At 62.7% G+C, this 308-nt stretch carries 1 protein-coding gene; it reads left to right on the top strand.

Annotated elements, in window-relative coordinates; translation table 11 throughout:
- Window positions 1-308: IS3 family transposase (locus tag IB264_RS34340; protein WP_192435384.1), on the top strand; the 308-nt coding region annotated here is incomplete at both ends.

Genomic DNA, 308 nt, shown 5'->3' with positions numbered 1-308 from the left:
CCATGAAGAAGGTAGCGTCAGAGCGCCGCCGTTTCGGCTATCGGCGCATCCACGTGATGTTGGATCGGCAGGGTATCGTCATGAACCTGAAGAAGCTCAGGCGGCTCTATCGGGAAGAGAAGCTGACTGTCCGCAAACGCGGCGGGCGCAAGCGTGCCCTGGGAACCAGGCGGTCGTTGGCATTGCCATCGCGTCCCAATGAGCGCTGGAGCCTGGACTTCGTTAGCGACGCCTTCACCGATGGTCGCCGCTTCCGCGTCCTGGCCGTTGTCGACGACTTCACCCGTGAGTGCTTGGCGCTAGTCGCC

It is taken from the genome of Ensifer sp. ENS11 (assembly GCF_014851895.1).
GTDB lineage: Bacteria > Pseudomonadota > Alphaproteobacteria > Rhizobiales > Rhizobiaceae > Ensifer > Ensifer canadensis.
The sequence above is the reverse complement of the archived record's forward strand: the minus strand, read 5'-3'. Positions and strand labels throughout refer to the sequence as shown.